General features: G+C 45.3%; 16 protein-coding genes. 9 read left to right on the forward strand and 7 right to left on the reverse strand.

Annotated features, from left to right (window positions below; genetic code table 11):
- Positions 1 to 14: 14 nt before the first annotated feature.
- From hemW to ACLVWP_RS18650, 8 genes are all read left to right on the forward strand, one after another.
- Positions 15 to 1,193, forward strand: coding sequence for a radical SAM family heme chaperone HemW (gene hemW / locus ACLVWP_RS18615; RefSeq protein WP_413559161.1), 1,179 nt, complete (start codon positions 15 to 17; stop codon positions 1,191 to 1,193).
- A 70-nt stretch (positions 1,194 to 1,263) separates the two neighbouring features.
- Positions 1,264 to 1,782 carry a nucleotide exchange factor GrpE gene (locus ACLVWP_RS18620; protein ID WP_413559162.1) on the forward strand — a complete coding sequence of 173 codons (519 nt, stop codon included), beginning with the start codon at positions 1,264 to 1,266 and terminating at the stop codon, positions 1,780 to 1,782.
- Positions 1,783 to 1,792: 10 nt separating this feature from the next.
- Positions 1,793 to 2,806, forward strand: coding sequence for a DnaJ C-terminal domain-containing protein (locus ACLVWP_RS18625; RefSeq protein WP_413559163.1), 1,014 nt, complete (start codon positions 1,793 to 1,795; stop codon positions 2,804 to 2,806).
- On the forward strand, positions 2,803 to 4,476 hold the full coding sequence (locus ACLVWP_RS18630) for a penicillin-binding protein activator (RefSeq protein WP_413559164.1): 1,674 nt from the start codon (positions 2,803 to 2,805) through the stop codon (positions 4,474 to 4,476). The genes ACLVWP_RS18625 and ACLVWP_RS18630 overlap by 4 nt, the downstream gene beginning before the upstream one ends.
- A gap of 108 nt (positions 4,477 to 4,584) precedes the next feature.
- Positions 4,585 to 4,956: a TraR/DksA family transcriptional regulator gene (locus ACLVWP_RS18635; RefSeq protein WP_413559165.1), complete on the forward strand. Its 372-nt coding sequence runs from the start codon at positions 4,585 to 4,587 to the stop codon at positions 4,954 to 4,956.
- A 151-nt stretch (positions 4,957 to 5,107) separates the two neighbouring features.
- Positions 5,108 to 5,470: a TraR/DksA family transcriptional regulator gene (locus ACLVWP_RS18640; protein WP_413559166.1), complete on the forward strand. Its 363-nt coding sequence runs from the start codon at positions 5,108 to 5,110 to the stop codon at positions 5,468 to 5,470.
- A 104-nt stretch (positions 5,471 to 5,574) separates the two neighbouring features.
- On the forward strand, positions 5,575 to 7,980 hold the full coding sequence (gene lon, locus ACLVWP_RS18645; protein ID WP_413559167.1) for an endopeptidase La: 2,406 nt from the start codon (positions 5,575 to 5,577) through the stop codon (positions 7,978 to 7,980).
- 132 nt (positions 7,981 to 8,112) lie between these two features.
- Positions 8,113 to 8,631: a thermonuclease family protein gene (locus tag ACLVWP_RS18650; protein WP_413559168.1), complete on the forward strand. Its 519-nt coding sequence runs from the start codon at positions 8,113 to 8,115 to the stop codon at positions 8,629 to 8,631.
- Here ACLVWP_RS18650 and ACLVWP_RS18655 read toward each other — a convergent pair.
- Entirely contained in the window at positions 8,561 to 9,412 is an 852-nt protein-coding gene (locus ACLVWP_RS18655; protein WP_413559169.1) for a hypothetical protein, read from the reverse strand. The two genes, ACLVWP_RS18650 and ACLVWP_RS18655, sit on opposite strands and share 71 nt — an antisense overlap.
- A 78-nt stretch (positions 9,413 to 9,490) precedes the next feature.
- Positions 9,491 to 9,982, reverse strand: coding sequence for a hypothetical protein (locus ACLVWP_RS18660; protein ID WP_413559170.1), 492 nt, complete (start codon positions 9,980 to 9,982; stop codon positions 9,491 to 9,493).
- Between the two features lie 260 nt (positions 9,983 to 10,242).
- Here ACLVWP_RS18660 and ACLVWP_RS18665 point away from each other — a divergent pair, with 260 nt between their 5' ends.
- Positions 10,243 to 11,448, forward strand: a complete 1,206-nt coding sequence (locus tag ACLVWP_RS18665) for a patatin-like phospholipase family protein (RefSeq protein ID WP_413559171.1) — start codon at positions 10,243 to 10,245, stop codon at positions 11,446 to 11,448.
- Between the two features lie 72 nt (positions 11,449 to 11,520).
- Here ACLVWP_RS18665 and ACLVWP_RS18670 read toward each other — a convergent pair whose 3' ends face one another.
- The 5 genes from ACLVWP_RS18670 to ACLVWP_RS18690 are packed head-to-tail and all read right to left on the reverse strand — an operon-like array spanning position 11,521 to position 17,387.
- On the reverse strand, positions 11,521 to 12,981 hold the full coding sequence (locus ACLVWP_RS18670; RefSeq protein WP_413559172.1) for an NADH-quinone oxidoreductase subunit N: 1,461 nt from the start codon (positions 12,979 to 12,981) through the stop codon (positions 11,521 to 11,523).
- Positions 12,981 to 14,597 (reverse strand): complex I subunit 4 family protein, encoded by a 1,617-nt coding sequence (locus ACLVWP_RS18675; RefSeq protein ID WP_413559173.1) that lies wholly within the window; start codon positions 14,595 to 14,597, stop codon positions 12,981 to 12,983. The genes ACLVWP_RS18670 and ACLVWP_RS18675 overlap by 1 nt, the downstream gene beginning before the upstream one ends.
- Positions 14,598 to 14,600: 3 nt before the next feature.
- Complete coding sequence (gene nuoL, locus ACLVWP_RS18680) at positions 14,601 to 16,532, reverse strand: NADH-quinone oxidoreductase subunit L (RefSeq protein ID WP_413559174.1); 1,932 nt, start codon at positions 16,530 to 16,532, stop codon at positions 14,601 to 14,603.
- A 5-nt stretch (positions 16,533 to 16,537) separates the two neighbouring features.
- On the reverse strand, positions 16,538 to 16,861 hold the full coding sequence (nuoK, locus tag ACLVWP_RS18685) for an NADH-quinone oxidoreductase subunit NuoK (RefSeq protein ID WP_413559175.1): 324 nt from the start codon (positions 16,859 to 16,861) through the stop codon (positions 16,538 to 16,540).
- Complete coding sequence (locus ACLVWP_RS18690; protein ID WP_413559176.1) at positions 16,851 to 17,387, reverse strand: NADH-quinone oxidoreductase subunit J; 537 nt, start codon at positions 17,385 to 17,387, stop codon at positions 16,851 to 16,853. Before ACLVWP_RS18690 ends, nuoK begins: the two co-directional genes overlap by 11 nt.
- Between the last annotated feature and the right edge of the window lie 4 nt (positions 17,388 to 17,391).

A 17,391-nucleotide genomic window follows, 5' to 3' on the forward strand; every position in this document is an offset into this window, starting at 1 on the left:
TCTACATAACTCCCATGGCTTTTGGCGTTTACGTTCACATTCCTTACTGTATTCAGCGCTGCACCTATTGTGACTTCGCGACTTACGAGCAAAGTAAGATTTTGCCGCCGGATCAGTACGTCCAATTGCTGTTCGAGGAGATTCGCCAAAAGCATCGCTACTATCAGCCTCAAAAGTTAGACACACTTTACTTTGGTGGCGGTACACCAAGCTTGATCCCCGCTCATCTTATTGTAGCTGTTATCAAAGAGCTGGGTAGATATGGCTATACAACTGGACCTGACACTGAGATCACCATCGAGATCAATCCAGCGACAGTCGACAAAGATAAATTGAAAATGTACATCGACCACGGAGTGAATCGCTTCAGTGTTGGTGCTCAAACCTTTGATGATCGCTTATTGAAAATGGTTCATCGCGAACATTCAGCAAAACAGACGCTTGAAACGCTGGACCTTTTGCGTGCTCACAATCTGAATTTTAGTTTCGACATTTTGTTTGCGCTGCCATCTCAAACTCTTGAGGGTTTGAAAAACGATGTTCGCATCGCTGTAGAACAAGGTGCCAAACACATCAGTCCCTATTGCTTAACAGTTCCCGAAGGTCATCCTTTGTCAAAAGGACGCGCCCTTGATGACGAACAAGTCGATATGTTTGATTTTATTGCCAACGAACTGACCGGCCATGGGTTTCAACAATATGAAATCTCAAACTTCTCGCTGCCGGGTTATGAATCAAGACACAACATGCTTTATTGGATCGACCAACCATACTGGAGCTTGGGGCTGAGCTCTCATTCGTATTCCAAAGAGTCGCAATGGGGCACGCGTTACTGGAATTTGAACTCCATTGGTGAATACAAAAAACAAATCTTGGAGTTTGAAGGACAAGAATTCGCCTCCCCGGCACTGCATTTACCAAATGCGCAGGTTGAACAGCTTGAGATGCATCAAGCCCTTACGGACTTTTGTCATACCTCGATGCGTTTAATGCGCGGTCTCAGCGAGCGTGAATTGCAGGAAAAATTCCCTGTCTCCGTTTATCACCAAATCTCTAGCATAATGAGCAATCTCATGGGCCGCGGCTGGGTCAAATCTGACCAGGGGCATTGGGCTCTAACACGAGATGGCCTTGTTATTTCTAACAAAGTTTTCCAGGAACTTACGTTCCTTCAGGAAGATGTCCAGGTATAAAAATCTGCACCTGGTTTAATTGACAATATCTAATGAATACACAATCTTAAGTATTGCGAAAGGAACTCTCATGTCAGAAGAAAACAACTCTCAAAATCCTAATCAAGGTTCATCTGAAAATTTCGATGTATCTTCTGAGATTCAAAAGATCCAAGAGCAGGCTGAAAAGTATAAAAACGATTTCTTGTACCTGCGCGCGGAATTTGAAAACTACAAACGTAATGCAATAAAAGAGCGCTCAGAACTATTGAAATACGGCGGCGAAAGATTCATTCGTGATCTTTTGGACATCGTGGATAACTTTGATCGCGCCTTGGCAGTTAACATCACTGCAGAAAACCTGAACACTTTTAAACAAGGTGTGGAAATGACAGCTACTGAGCTTCGCAATCTTTTGACGAAACACTCTGTAACTGAAATTCCGTCTGAGGGTGTTCCGTTTGATCCAAATATACATGAAGCACTTAGCTCCGAAGCGACGGACAAGGTAGCTCCTGGTCACGTAGCTCGCGTATTTAAAAAACCATATAAATTGCACGACAAGGTGATTCGCACAGGCCAAGTGGTTGTAGCGAAGAAACCAGAATAAGAGGCTTTGATTGTCTAAGAAGGACTACTACTCCCTTTTAAATGTTTCGCGTACAGCGACTGCGGATGAAATTAAAAAATCATTCCGTAAGCTAGCGATGCAATATCATCCGGATAAGAATCCTGGCGATAAAAAGGCTGAGGAGAAATTCAAAGAGCTCAGCGAAGCTTATGAAGTTCTCAGCGATACCAAAAAACGTGAAATGTATGATCAGTTTGGTCATTCAGGTCCTGGTTTTGGTGGTGGCGGAGCCGGCGGCCCGTTTGGCGGTGCTGGTGGTTTCGGCGGCTTTGGTAATGCCGGAGGATTCGGTGGCGGCGGTGCTGGCGGATCGCAAGGCGGAGACCCTTTCCAAGACATCTTTGGTGATGTTTTCGGTGATATCTTTGGTGGAGCACGTGGTGCTGGCGCTGGTGCGCGCACTCGCCGCCCTCAAAAAGGTACAGACCTTCGTTATACTTTGAATGTGACTTACGAAGAGGCCGCAGTTGGGACTGAAAAGGTCATCAGCTTTATGCGCCAACGCGGAAACAAAGAAGAATCCGCAAAACTTTCTGTAAATGTTCCTGCTGGTGTTAAAGAAGGCCAACGCTTAAAACTTTCAGGTGAGGGCGATGCTGGCGGCAGTGGTGCGGCTGGCGATCTTTATGTGATTATTGCGCTTCAAGAACACGCTTTGTTTAAGCGCGCTGAAAACGACGTCACACTCGATCTGCCTATTACTTACACAGATGCTATCTTGGGAACAAATATCGAAGTTCCGACTTTGACTGGTAAAGCGATGATTCGCATTCCACCAGGGACACATTCTGGACAAACGTTCCGTTTAAAGGGAAAAGGCTTCCCGAAAATTGGCGGATTCGGTTCAGGTGATATGATGGTAAGAATTCTGGTTGATACTCCACACACGCTTTCTAATCGCCAGAAAGAATTGATTGAAGAACTAGCTAAGTCTGCGGAAGCAACACCTATGGTTAAATCCTTCCACGACAAAGTATCTCACTTGATGAGGAATAGAAAATGACATCGAAGCTCGCTCTGATCGTTTCCGTATGTGTTTTGGCTTCTTGTACAACAACGACGACAAAAAAAACGGAGATCAAGCAAGCTCCGGTGGTTGGTAAAACAAACGGCAAAAAAGGCAAAGGCATGGGCGGCTTGGCTGCTAAACCTCCCCCTGCGACGCCGACTCCAATTACTGCAATTCCTGTCGCTCCTGTTTCCACAGATCCTTTGGAAAATCTAAAAAACCTAGTGGTTATGTCTGTTCAGGCTCCAACAAAGCAAGAACAAGACGTGTACCGCCTGCGCGCCATCGAAGACGTTGAAAACCGCCTGAATGAAAAACAACTTGAAGAAGTTGCTGATAATTCTGACTACGGCTATTTGCGTGGCCATGCGATGTCTCGCCTAGCCGACAAAGCCCTTGAGGAGCGCGACATCTCCAAAGCTAAAAAATATTATGCTGGCGTGATGGATTATTTGCCAGAGAGTGATCTTGCTGCTCGTGCAAAAGATATTATCTCGCAACTTGATGCTGCTAAAAACGTTCAATCAAAAACAATTGGTGTTGTTCTTCCACTCAGCGGAAGAAACGCTCCCGTTGGTCAACGTGCACTTCGTGGCCTTGAAATGGGCCTAGGGCTTCATGTTCCGGGCTCTGGCTTTAAACTTGCGGTAATGGATAGCGAAGGCAATCCAGACTCTGCACGCCGTGGTGTTGAGCGTTTAGTTAAAGAAGACAATGTTATCGCGGTTGTCGGCAGTCTTTTAAGTAAGACGGCGCCAGCAGTAGCCGCAAAGGCTGATGAGTTGGGCGTTCCAAGCATCGCCTTGTCTCAACGTTCTGGTTTGACTGAGATCGGTTCAACAGTCTTCAGGAACTCTTTAACGTCAGAAATGCAGGTTCGTCAGTTAGTCAGAACGGCAATGGACGACATGGGTATGAAAAAGTTCGCGGTTCTTTACCCGAACGATCAATACGGTATCGAATTCACAAATATCTTTTGGGATGAAGTTCTAACTCGCGGTGGACAAATCACGGCGATTCAAACTTACTCCACGAAAGAAACGGACTTCCGCTTGGTTGTGCAACGTCTAGTTGGCACATACTACGGAGAAGGTCGTCAGGAAGAATTCAACCTACGTCTTAAGGATTTGAAACACTCTGATAAAAAACGCTCTGCCCGCAAAGACAATACAGAAAACGTTCTCCCGCCGATTACGGATTTCGATGCGATCTTTATTCCTGACAGTGCGAAAGCGATGGGTCAAATTGCTGCGATGCTTGCATTTAATGATGTTCGCGGCGTCAAACTGATGGGCACAAACTTGTGGAATACTGCCGGGATTGCAAAACGTGCCGGAAACTTTGCAAACAATTTAATGTTCGTCGACTCCATGGCACCGACTTCACAAGATCAATCCAGATTCTTAACTGAATATAAAAACCTATATGGTGAGGCTCCTTCTTTAATTGAAATCCAAGCATATGATGCTGGTTTGATTTTACGTCAGCTAGTCGCAGCAGGAGCCGATTCTCGAGAAGCGCTCACAGCAAGGCTTCTAGGGCTCAAGAAGTTCCCAGGATCGCTAGGAACGCTTACAATGAGCTCTGAGCGCGAAATTGATCGCCCTGTCGTATCATTAACAGTGGAAAAAGGTGAAATTGCCCCACTGCGTATCCATCAATAGGTTCCATTAAAAAAATTAATGACCTTTTTTTAACCGGCCCCCTCCCCACCCTGGTCTAAGGAACACTAAGCGGCAAGCAAGTCGCTAATCCTAAAGAAGGGGGCTGTTATGAAGAATCCGATCACAGAAAACGTACTTAGTGAGTGCCGTAAAAAACTAATCCTAGCAAAACAAGATCTGCTGAATCGCTTCAGAACAGCACAGCGCGAATTCACTGTTTCGGAAAAGTCCGGAGACGAAGGAGACGTGTCTGTTGCCCACATCGAGGAGCACACTTTTTTAGTATCTCAAGAACGCATGAGAAACCAACTACTCGAGATCGAGATGGCCCTGGGCCGAATAGAACAAGGTACTTTTGGAGTCTGCGAAGAAACGGAAGAACCGATTGAAGCGGATCGTCTACTTGCAATTCCTTGGACTCGACTCAGCATTGAAGGTGCAGAAATGCGCGAAGCAGTAGGCAGAAAGTTCGCGCGTTAAAAAATCTGTTTCACTTTCTGTCTCGTGCTTAGTTAATCATCACGCACTGCTTTTTTCGTGACACTCTTCTGATCCCCCGTAATAACGACCAAGAATTCGGTATGGCTCACTTTTAGTGAGTCGACCAGCGATCATCATATCGGGGGGTGAGATGAACGCAACAGAGCTAAGTACGACAGAACTAGAGAACTTGAAGGACTCGTTGCTTTTCCAAAAAGGCTCGATCCTAAACAAGTCACATGAGTTTATCGCAGAACAATCCAGCATCAGTGGAGCTGGTGACGAAGCAGAAATTGCTTCTCAAGATGTTGCTAACAACATCTCGATTCATCTGCACGAAAGAGAACGCACAGCACTCTATGCAATCGAAAGAGCATTGGGAAAAATCGCTGAGGGGACTTACGGCCAGTGCGAAGCATGCGGAGAGCTAATCGGCGCTCGCAGACTTCAGGCCAGACCTTTCACAGCCCTTTGTATTGAATGCATGGAAGAGCAAGAGGCGCATCGCCACTGACACGGATGTCAGTCCAATTTTTCATATTTCCGTTCAAGCATTTCACAGCACGCTCCGAAAAGTCTCATACATGAAACATTTCCCGCACGACGCGGAGGAGCGGTATGAGTTTTGACGATAAAGTTCTAGAGATCCCACAGACACTTCCAATGCTACCTGTGAGAGACATCGTTGTATTCCCCTACATGATTATTCCATTATTTGTAGGTCGTGATTCATCGATCCGTTCAGTTGAAGAAGCTTTAGCGAAAAATCGCCTTATCTTCTTGGCTTCCCAAAAAGATATATCTGAAGAAAATCCAACTCCAGATTCTATCTACACAGTAGGTACAATCGCGATGATCATGAGAATGCGTAAGCTTTCTGATGGCCGCGTAAAAATCTTGATCCAAGGTGTAGCTAAGGGTCGCGTAAAAAATTACTCTAAGACTTCTCCTTCTTTTGAAGTTGCAGTTGAGAAGATCGAAGAGATCCCAAATCAAAAATCAGTTGTTGAAAACGAAGGTTTGATCAGAACAGCGAAAGAGCACATTGAACGTATTATTGCTCTAGGTCGCCCTCTTTCACCAGACATCTTGTTGGTGTTGGATGATGTCACTGATCCAGGTCGTATCGCTGACTTGATCGCTTCCAACCTTGGAATCAAAGTTCAAGACGCTCAAAAAGTTCTTGAGACTCATGATTCTACTGAAAGACTAAAAATCGTTACTGAGATCTTGGCTGCTGAACTTGAAGTTATGCAGACTCAAGCTAAGAATCGTCCAAACCAAAAAGACGATGCTAATAAATCTCAACGCGAATACTTCTTGCGCGAGCAAATGAAGGCTATAAAGAACGAACTTGGCGAGCAAGACTCTAAATCTGAAGAGATGGATGAATTGCGCGACAAGCTTACTAATGCCGGCATGCCTGCACACGTAGAAGCTGAAGCAATGAAACAATTGGGTCGTTTGGAGCGTATGCATCCAGATGCATCTGAAGCAACAATGGTTCGTACATACCTTGACTGGATGGCGGATCTTCCTTGGAGCAAAAAGTCTGAAGATCATATCGATCTTAAGCGCTCTAAAGAAATTCTTGATGAAGATCACTACGAGCTTGAAAAAGCTAAAGATCGTATCATGGAATTCTTGGCTGTTCGTAAATTGAAACCAGACCTTAAAGGACCAATCTTGTGCTTTGGTGGTCCTCCAGGTGTAGGTAAAACATCTCTTGGTAAATCTATCGCTCGCGCGATGGGCCGTGAATACTTCCGTATCGCTTTGGGCGGCGTGAAGGATGAAGCGGAAATCCGTGGTCACCGCCGTACTTATGTAGGTGCGATGCCGGGTAAAATTATCCAAGCTCTTCGCCAAGCGAAAACAAACAATCCAGTTATCGTACTAGATGAAGTTGATAAATTGGGTTCTGATTTCCGCGGTGACCCTTCAGCAGCAATGCTTGAGGTTTTGGATCCAGAACAAAATGCGACTTTCCGTGATAACTATTTGAATGTGGATTTCGACCTTTCAAACGTGTTGTTCATCGCTACTGCTAACGTGTTGGAGAATATCCCACCAGCATTGCGTGACCGTATGGAAATCTTGAACATCCCTGGTTACACAGAGAACGATAAACTTTTGATCACTAAAAAACATTTGATCAGAAGACAAATCGAAGCAAACGGTATCACTCCAGAGAACATCAGCTTCACTGATGAAGGTATCAAATACCTTATCGCTGGCTACACTCGCGAAGCAGGTCTTCGTAACCTTGAGCGCGAAGTAGGTTCAGTTTGCCGTAAAGTTGCGAAGATGGTGGTAATGGAAGAGGCGAAATTCGTAGAAGTAAACGCTACGACAGTTCCAGAACTTCTTGGTCCTCCACGCTTCCAACGCGACGACAAGATCGCTGACTCTCAAGTTGGTGTTGTGCAAGGTCTTGCATGGACACAAGCTGGTGGTGAAGTGTTGACTGTTGAAGCTTTGAAAATGAAAGGTAAAGGACATCTTGCATTGACGGGCCAACTTGGCGACGTGATGAAAGAATCTGCTCACGCAGCAATGTCTTACGCTCGTGCTCACATGGAAGAATTGAACATTCCTGAAGACTTCTTTGAGAAGTACGACATCCATATCCACTTGCCAGCGGGCGCTATCCCTAAAGATGGTCCTTCTGCCGGTATCACTCTTACAACTGCACTTGTAAGTTTGATGACAGGTACTCCGGTTCGTCACGATATCGCGATGACTGGTGAGGTGACTCTACAAGGTCGCGTACTTCCTGTCGGTGGTATCAGAGAGAAGTGTCTTGCAGCTTTGAACCTTGGTATTACGAACATCGTGATCCCAATGGCTTGTAAAAAAGACTTAGCGGATATCCCGAAAGTTTTCAAAGACAAGATCAACTTCATCTTCGCTGAGAATCTTGATGAAGTGTTCGCGGTAGCATTCGATAAAAATGCCGCTGTAGATACTAAGAAGACTGGCGTTAAGAAAGAAACTAAGAAAACTAAATCTCTAGCAGCGTAAGCGGAGCTAGAGTAAATAAAAAACATCGCCCCTCCCGAATGACGATGCTTAAAAAGGACTGAGTAAAATCAGTCCTTTTTTTATTTCGCTAGCTGGATTGCAATTAGCTCCAGACGCCGCTAACCTATTCCTATGAAGTTAACATCTCTAGTTCTTGCCGCCATCCTGTCCCTATCAATTAATTCTGCCGAAGCCCGTAAAAAGAAAAATCAGATTCAAAAGATTTCTGGTGTAGTTGAAAAGTGCCACGATGGTGATACTTGCCGCGTGAAGGTTGGAAATAAGATCGCAAAGATCCGCTTTGCCGGGATCGACTGCCCGGAGCTTTCGCAAAAACACGGTAAGCAGGCTCGCGACTTCACCGAATCTGTTATTAAGAATAAATATGTGAACCTTGAGTGTGATGGGAAGTCGTTTGATCGACTGACTTGCACGGTGTTTTTAGCGGACAAGAATGTAAACTTAATGATCGTTGAAAATGGCTGGGCTTACGATTCGACGAAATACTCTAAGGGCCGTTATCTTGCTTCAGTCGACGCCGCAAAATCTCAAAAGCGTGGTATCTGGTCAGACACTGATCTTACGAGTCCCTATTGCTATCGTCATAAGACGAATAGGAAATGTGCCCTTGACCGAAGTTATATGCCGTAGACTCCTCAAAGATTTCTTCGATCTCTCCTGAGGCATCAAAAATCACTATCTGGGCATCAAGCTCAGATACACATGCCTGCACAACTTCTTTGGGCGCATAAAGACCAATTTTCGCAAGAGCATTTGCATGCAAGCAGCTATCGGCAATCACTGAAACCGTATGTGATCCACTGATTCCTTGTCTTAGAGGATGAAGATAAAGAGTCGCCGATTCCTGATCGTATAATGATCCTCGCGCCTCTGTTGTCGAGATCGCATCTTTGAATAATCCAATCTCCTTTTCCACATCCGAGTTGCTCATGCGCACATGGATGGATTTTTTAGGACAATTAAAGAATCGAATGCCCTCTGCCAGATGAACCATTCCCATCAATGTTGGGTTTTTACTTAAAAGCATCTTCACTGCCTGATCCACCACATAGCCCCGAATCATGCTTCTAAGATCTAAATTACGCGAGTCCTCGCGAAAGGGTTCCAAGTAGCCATCAGATAAAGCACTAAGATCTAAGGCTTTTTCTAAAACTTCAGCCACAGGTCGACTCATTTCAAATGAATCATCCCCCTCAACCAATAAAACCCTGCAGATCTCTGAAGCCGTGCTGTCTAAAGTTAAAGCCACCTCTAAATCCGTCAGATTTTTCAAGGTTGTCGTCAAAACGCCATCGAAGTCGCCCTCAGAAAATAGATTGATCTGGATGAAATCACCCAGAATCGGTCGCCCCGCTTGGGCGGTGACCTGAAGGGAGGTTTCGGGAATGTTGAAGTTTAACGATGATTCCATAGGGATAACGTTAAAAGCAAAAATCCCCGGGTGATATCATCAACCGGGGATCTTGTAAGATAACATTATAAAGAGGGCTTACTGTTTGAAGCCTTTCAGGCGGTCGTTCTCGGATTCCAAAACTCGAACCAAAGTTTTGAGATCCGTGACTTCATCCTTCAGTTGGAAGATTTGCTCTTCCTTTTCTTGAAGGATCTGCGTGTATGCTTTCTTAAGTTCATTAAGAAGCTTGTTTGCCGCAGTTAGGATTGGCTCATCCTTATTTACTTTAACCGTCTTTTCAGCAAGGTCCTGAGCCTTCATTTCATCCTTTGAAGAAGCCATTTCCGTTCCTTCTTTCATCATTCCTTGATGAGCACCCACCGAAGCAAGGCTTTCGCTTTCTTGGGAGGGGCGATGTACTCTTTGATGGGTACCCATCGGTTCATCCATGATGAAGTACTTGCCGTCTTCAAATCGGAACCGAATGTCGTCAGCTTTGATTCTTCGGCGGAGAGTACTCACACTAACTCTGTATTTAGTGGAGTAGTCCATTAGCGGTAGCCAAGAACCAGTCATCTCAACGTTCATTCGATCCCCTTTTACTCACCCCGGCTCGCGCCAAAGTGCAAGTAGCCAGCTTTTCGGAAATGGTGGTCACCTACTCAGCTTGCGTAATCAACCCTATCACAGGACTTCAGTCTGTCAAAGATAGTGTGACTACTTACTTAAATTCAACAAAAAACAGGACCTTGATCTGGCTATTCAGCGACTAGTCAGGGTTCTAAGCTAGACCAACGTCTGACCAACCTTGCCCTCCACCATGTGAGATCAGATACTTATGTGTAGTTATGCGCATAAAAGACAAAAAGAAGATAGCGTTGGTCCTGAGTGGTGGCGGCATTAAAGCAGCGGCCTTCCACATTGGTGTTTGCTTGGCTCTTCAGGAAAAAGGTTTCAAGTTTGCTGGCGGAACCAAAGAGATGGTGCGTCAGAATTTCGATGACAGCGACCCAATGACCATTCGATGTTACGTCGGGTCCAGTGCGGGAGCATTCGTTGCTTCCATTTTAGGTGCTGGCTATCCAATTGAATCATTGATCAACGCCTTCCAAGTCGGGTCTGGTTCAACGCCCACGTTCGAAAAAGACGACCTTAGATATCTGAAGCCGATCTCCTACCGAAACATCTTTAATCTGAATTCCAGTGGCCTTTTAAAATTCATCCCCCGAACTCTTTTGGATAAGACCATCGTTCGTGGGGGTATTGAATCGCTGATTAAAAACGGCCTTAAACTGAATGGTCTGTTTTCAACCGGTGGTATCGAGTCTTACTTGCGCAAGGATGTTCTGCTCGACAATGACTTTGCCCGCTTGGGTGTAGATCTGTTTGTTGTGGGGACCCAATTAAATCATACCCGCAAAGCTATCTTTGGTAACTTTCCGGAGTCTTTTAAAACTCCGAACACGATGTACATCAATCATGCCTCGATCAGCCAGGCGGTTGCTGCCTCGACTTCGTTGCCTCCGGTTTATGCTCCTTATGGAATCAAGCGCCCCGAAGATGGCAAAGAGATTTTCTTTTACGATGGAGAAATTCGGGACACCCTATCCACTCACGTGGCGGCCGATCATGGCGCCGATCTGGTGATCTCATCGTATTCAACTCAGCCCTATCATTATACTGAGGAGATGGGTTCGCTTCATAAATACGGGATTCCATTGATCCTGAATCAGGCTTTATATCAGGTAATTCAGCAAAAGATCGATAAACACATCCAGAATCAGAACGACATTAAGTCGATTTACAATTCCGTTGATGGGTATTTAAAGCAGATCAAGCTTCCTGAAGAACAACGTGAAAAGCTTTTGGGCATCATTCGCGATAAGGTTTTCCACCGCCCTGAGGTGGACTACATCTATATTTCGCCTCGCCCACAGAACTATGAAATGTTCTTTGTCGATCACTTCAGTTTAAATCCAGAGATTTTAGCGCGGATCGTGCGCATCGGGTTTAAGTCAGGCATCAATACTCTTCGCCAATTCGACTTTAGATAATAAAAAACCCTGGTTCATCACCAGGGTTTTCTTTTTGGGTAGGCCCTACCTTTTCAGGTAAGGACGTACCTTTTAAAGAAGGCTTTTTTCTACGGCTGCGAAAAGTGGACCTGATACGAAACCTAGGAACATGATCGCTAGAGCCATAACCACAACAGCAACTGTTGTTGCATTCAAAGAATGCTCAGCCACGTCTGCATCGCCCTCTTTCATGTACATAACAACGATTGGGCGCAAGTAGTAGTAAACAGAGATCACGGAGCTAATCATACCCCAAACTGCCAACCACAAAAGACCTTCACCGATAGCTGCGTTGAACAGATAGAACTTACCAAAGAATCCAAGCGTTGGTGGGATACCAGCAAGGGATAGTAAGAATACTGTTAAGCAAAGAGCCATCATCGGTCTTTGTTTTGCAAAACCTGCAAGATCATCGATATTTACGATATGGTTCTCTGACTTTTCGATCATGCTTGCGATAGCGAAAGCACCCAAAGTCATAAGACCGTAGCTTAGCAAATAGAAGATCACGCCAGATGCACCAAACGCAGCATCGTCACTTACACCCGCTGTGATAACACCTACTAGTACGTAACCAGAGTGAGCCACAGAAGAGTACGCGATCATACGTTTGAAGTTGTTTTGCAAGATAGCCGCTGTATTACCAACGATCATCGTGATCACAGCCAACCATTGAAGCATATCAAACAAATGATCAGAGCCTACTAGAGAGCGAGTCGCGATCACACGCAAGAAAGCTGCAAAGGACACAGTCTTAACCGCAGTCGCCATGAATGCTGTGTGCGGAGTCGGTGAACCTTGGTAAACGTCAGGAGTCCAAGCATGGAATGGAGCGATTGAAACCTTAAAGCAGAAGCCCAAGATCACAAACACCATACCGAACAAGAACATACGGCTTGTTTGTACAAGTTCCGCTGCATTTTCCATGAAGGAAAGAATGTTCGTACCGCCTGTAGTACCGAAGATGAAAGCCACACCGTAAAGGAAGATTGCCGAAGCAAATGATCCCAGGATGAAGTACTTAAGAGCTGCTTCCTTAGAAAGCTTCTCTTCGTGGCTCATCGCGATCATTAGGTACAATGCCAAAGACATCATCTCTAGACCGATGAACACCATCAAAAGATCCACTGCAGATACTAGGATCAACATCCCCACCGCAGAAGACATCGCCAGGAAGATCAATTCAGAGAACTGTCTGCCCGTCGTCGCTGGATTTTCGTACATCATGACCATTGAAGCGCCCGCTGCGAACAACGCAATCACGCCCATCCACTGAGTCACACCGTCAAAGATCAAGCCGTTGTTAAACGCTGTTTTACCAGCGCCACCGAATACAACCAAAAGACCAATCGCAATCACGATACCAATCAAAGCTTGGCAAAGAGTGATGATCGGACTTTGTTCGCGGTTACCGCGAAGAACTTTTGCCGTGATCGGCACAAGGCTCGCTAGGAACAACGCGATCATTGGAGAAACAAGAAGAATGTCGCTAAGACCAATATTCATATTCATTATTTATCTCCTTGTGCTGCCGCTGCAGAAGATTGCTCAGCTGCTGGAGCTGCTTCAGTAGCTGGGGTCGCCGCTGTCGCAGTTGCCGGTGCAGATGCACTAGGTTGACTGATTGTCAGATTGTAGCTGTTTTTATGGTTTACCAAGTGATCAATGGACGTTTTTGAGTAGTTCAAGAAATGATTCGGGAACAGACCCATCCAGAACACCATGATAACCATCGGAACCAAAACTGCGATTTCACGTACGTTCAAATCGTGAAGTGGATGATGTTCGTCTTTAACCAACTCACCTTGTTCGCCGAAGAACACACGTTTAAACATCCACAACATGTAAACCGCACCCAAAACCACACCCGTTACTGCAAAGTATGCAAATACCGGTTGAGCTTGGAACGTACCCATTAGGATCAAGAACTCGCCCACGAAACCATTTGTCATCGGAACCGCAATCGAAGAAAGCGTGATGATAAAGAAGAAGATCGTGAACAAAGGAAGAACGCCAGCCAAGCCGCCGTACTTAGAAATCTCACGAGAGTGAGTTCTTTCGTAGATCATACCGATCAAGATGAACAGAGCACCTGTAGAGATACCGTGATTCAACATTTGGTACAAACCACCTGTCATACCGTAAGCATTGAATGCAAACAGACCTACAAGGATGTAACCCATATGTGAAACTGAAGAGTAAGCTACAAGTTTTTTCACGTCCGGCTGAACCATCGCTACCAAGGCTCCGTAGATAATACCTACAGTACCGATCAACATGAACAACCAAGCCCAGTATTCAGAAGCCTCTGGGAACAAAGGAATCACCCAGCGCATGAAACCGTAAGTACCCATCTTAAGCATAACACCGGCAAGGATTACTGAACCAGGAGTCGGTGCTTCAACGTGGGCATCTGGCAACCAAGTATGAACTGGGAATGCCGGAACTTTGATCGCAAATGCCAAAGCAAATGCAAAGAACAGAAGTGTTTGCAGACTGAAGAACGTGCCGCCCACGAATGGGATTTGCAACTTATAGAAATCAAGCAAGCTTGCGCTCATTTGACCTGTAGTTTCTTGAGTCAGGTACATCATATAGATCATCGCAATCAACATCATCACTGAGCCGGCGAATGTATAGATGAACAACTTAACTGTAGCGTAGATTCTGCGCGATCCACCCCAAATACCGATCATGAAATACATCGGAATCAGAGCAAGCTCCCAGAACACATAGAAGAAGATCGCATCCATCGCCAAGAACGTTCCAAGCATCGCTGTTTGCAACAAGAACAAACAAACATGGAAGCCTTTCACACGCTCAGAAATTGAAGTCCAACTTGCTAGAACGATGATCGGAGTCAAGAACGTCGTCAAAAGAACCAACCACAATGAAATGCCGTCGATTCCTAGGAAGTAGCTGATACCGAAACGTTCAATCCACATATAGCGCTCAACCATTTGAAGGTTTGCAGTACCTGGATCGAATTGTTGGAACAATGCCAATGAAACGATGAACTCGATGATCGCAAAGCCCATTGCCAAAGGACGTAGAGTCTTAGCATTCGGCCAAACAGCGACGATCAGAGCAAACAAAAGAGGTAGAAAAACAATAGTACTCAGGATCATATCTTACCTCATGATCACAAATGAAAGGACAACAACAACGCCGATACCGATGTACATTGCGTATTGCTGCAAGTTTCCTGTTTGAAGCGAGCGAGATAGAGATCCCATTCCGCGCACCAAATCCCCTGCCCAGTATGTGCACTTATCGATGAAATTAACATCGACGTAGTACCACATGTTTTTACCTAGGTTGATCAAAGGATTAATGATTCCGCCGAAGTACGCTTCGTCCACGAAATATTTGTTATAAACCAAGTTGTAAACTGGCTTGATGCTTTCAGCGATTTTCTTAGGAGTCTCTGGAGACTTCACATAGAACTGATAAGCAACTGTTGCAGAGATAATCGCCAAACCAACCGAGCAACCCATCAAGATCCATTCAGTGGATACATCGAAGTGGCCAAGGTTTGGAATCTTAGTAATCAAAGGACTCAACCAGTGCTCCCAAACATTTGGAAGATGACCCAAGTGTTCGCCGATCACGTGAGGAATACCGATCCAACCACCAATCACTGACAACACCGCAAGAACGATCAAAGGGATCGTCATCAATGCTGGCGATTCATGTGGATGAACATGTGAAGGAACGCGTGATTGGCCCCAGAAAGTAAGAGCCATCAAACGAGTCATGTAGAACGCTGTCAAAGTCGCACCCAAAGCACCTGCTGCCCAAAGGATCGGAGAACCCATTGGTGAGAAGAAGGCATAAGCCAAAATTTCATCCTTAGAGAAGAAACCTGCAAATGGTGGAAGACCGATGATCGCAACCCAACCCAAGAAGAACGTCGCATGCGTAATTGGAAGGTACTTTTTAAGTCCACCCATCTTACGAATATCTTGTTCCTCGTGCATCGCATGGATCACAGAACCAGAACCCAAGAACATCAAAGCTTTAAAGAATGCGTGAGTCATCAAGTGGAACATTGCTGCCCCGAACGCTCCCACACCGCAAGCCAAGAACATGTAACCAAGCTGAGATACCGTCGAGTAAGCAAGTACCTTTTTGATATCCCATTGGGTCATACCGATTGTCGCTGCCAAAACCGCAGTCGCCGCACCGATAATCGCAATAACCATCATAGTATTTGGAGCCATGATGAATAGAGGATTCAAACGAACGATCATGTAAACACCCGCAGTAACCATCGTCGCCGCATGGATCAACGCTGATACTGGAGTAGGACCGGCCATCGCATCTGGAAGCCAAACATACAATGGAATCTGAGCAGATTTACCAGTAGCTCCGATGAACAAGAACATTGTTCCCAAAGTTACAGCACCCATCCAAGAAGCTTCCGCAACCGTTGGAGCCAAAGCATTCAATTCGTTGAAGTTCAAAGTTCCGAAAGTCATGAACAAGACAAACATACCTAGCAAGAAAGCCGCGTCACCAACACGATTCGTGATGAAGGCTTTCATACCTGCTGCTGCTTTGTCTTTATCCGTGAACCAGAAACCGATTAGCAAGTATGAGCAAAGACCCACGCCTTCCCAACCAACGAACATCACCAACAAGCTATCGCCAAGAACTAGCAACAACATGTTAAAGATGAATAGATTCAAGTAAGAGAAGTATTTTGCCGCACCTTTATCGTGGTGCATGTACCCGATAGAGAACATGTGGATCAAAGTACCAACACCCGTGATCACCAGGATCATGATGGCGCTGATTTGATCGACTACAAATCCGGCATTAACTTTAAACTTATCAACCGCCATCCACTCAAAGAAGCTGACAGCGATTCTGCGAGCTGTTTCAGGCATTTGCACCAAATCAACTACAAGTAGGATCGAGCAAACGAAAGAAATCGCCACTGCAAGAGTTGCGATCACACCCGCCACATTGGCAGAGTGTTTTTTATAGCGGAAACCGTTGATCAAGAAACCAACCAACGGACTTAGGATAACAATGGCCATTAAAACTGAATGATTCATTCGGCCTATCCTTTCAAGTGCTCGAAGAAGCGAATGTTCACTTCGTTAAAGCGTTTAAAGATCGAAACTGCTAGTGCAAGACCCACAGCTGCTTCCGCCGCTGCGATTGTCATTACAAAGAACACCATGATGTGACCATCAAGATTGCCCAAGTATTTGCTGAATGCGATGAACGTTAGATTCACAGAATTCAACATCAATTCGATAGACATCAAAAGTACGATCACGTTACGGCGAAGAAGAACACCCGCCATACCCATCACAAATAGAATCGAAGAAAGGACAAGGTAGTGTGTAAGACCAATGTTGTTGATGAAATCAAGATTCATGTGTTCCACCTTTACTGCGAGAAAGAGCAACTGCACCCACAGCGATCACCAAAAGAAGAACGCCAAGAGCCTCGAAACCGAAGATGTACTTAGTGAACAGGATCTGACCAAGTTCTTTAGTCGTTTCCATGCCCGTACCAACTAGCACCGGGTTTTCTGTTGTTTTGATATTAAGACTGCCAACAGTCATTGCAATTGAACCGATAACCAATCCACCCAACAAACCCACAGACACAATTTTCAAAATGCCTGAGAACTTACCGCGTGTGAATTGAGAGATCTCCTGCTTCAAGTCGAATAGCATGATAACCATCGTGAAGAGAACCATCACGGCGCCGGCATAAACGATCAACTGAACACCCGCGATAAAGAAGGCGTTCAAAGTTACGAATAAGGCCGCCATGCTTACCATTGTCATGGCAAGACTTAGCGCTGAATAGATAGGATTTTTCAAAAGGATCACCATCAGGCCAGAGCCCAATGTTGTGATCGCTAAAAACCAGAATAGAAAAGCGTCTGCTGTCACTTTT

This window comes from Bdellovibrio sp. HCB209, assembly GCF_047306065.1.
Taxonomy (GTDB): domain Bacteria; phylum Bdellovibrionota; class Bdellovibrionia; order Bdellovibrionales; family Bdellovibrionaceae; genus Bdellovibrio.